Below are 980 nucleotides of genomic sequence, written 5' to 3' on the forward strand. Positions count from 1 at the left end.
GCCGTGATGGCGATGTGCGCCGCACCTGTCTGGCTACCCGACAGGTCCACATTGTCCCCCGTCAACACCGCGCTGCCTGCCGCCAGGTTCTGGCCACTCGCCTGCAGCACGCCATCGGCATTGATGATCAAGTCACCCGCCGTGCCGAGGCTGCCATCGGCTTTCACGCCAGCGCCCAGCAAGCCGCTGCTGGTCACCTTGCCAGCGGAAATTATCGTGTTGTTGACGGAGGCAATCGACCCCGTGTTGTTCAACACGCCGCCGACCGTCAATTGCTGGTTGCGGCCCGCATACAGCAGGCCGGAATTGTTCAGGTCACCACTGATTTTGGCCGTCAGGTCCGTGCCGGCGCTGACCGTGCCCTGCTGGTTCAGCAAGGTCGCCGCATCCAGACGTAAATTGTCTGCCTGCAACACGCCGCGCGTGTTGTCAATATTCACGCCGCCAACGTGCAAGTCGGCGGCCGCAGCCATCACGCCATCGGTGTTGTTCAATACACCTTTGCTGGCGATGTCGGCTGATGCAGCGGACGTGATGCGGCCCTTGCTGTTGTCCAACACGCCTGCTTGCAGATTCAACGTACCCGCACCCGCGTGCTCGATCTTGCCTTCCTTGTTCATTACGCTGACGGCATCGATGTTCAAGTTTGTACTGTTGACGGCGATACGGCCAGCCGTGTTGTCGAGACTACCCGTCTGAATGACAGTATCGCCCGTGCCCGTCTGCAGCACCGTGCCCTTGGCATTGTCCAGATTGCCCACGTGCAGATCGAGCTGGCCCGCCTGTAAGGTGCCGTCCGTGTTGTGCAGGGTGGAACTGGTCGTGACGTTCAGCGTGCCAGGCGTCGTCACGACAGCCTTGTTCGTGCTGACATCGCCCTTGGTTGCCGTCAGGCCGATATTCGCGGCGCTGGTCTGGCTGCCGCCGAGATCAACCGAGGTGCCGCTCAGATTCGCATTGCCTGCGGCCAGTATCTGGCC

General features: G+C 61.5%; 1 protein-coding gene. It reads right to left on the minus strand.

What is annotated here, in order from left to right; translation table 11 throughout:
• The coding region (locus IGS61_RS27710; protein WP_230542500.1) for a hypothetical protein at positions 1–980 on the minus strand (980 nt) is incomplete at both ends.

Origin of the sequence: Janthinobacterium sp. FW305-129, from assembly GCF_020858115.1 — a bacterium.
Taxonomy (GTDB): Bacteria; Pseudomonadota; Gammaproteobacteria; order Burkholderiales; family Burkholderiaceae_D; genus Janthinobacterium.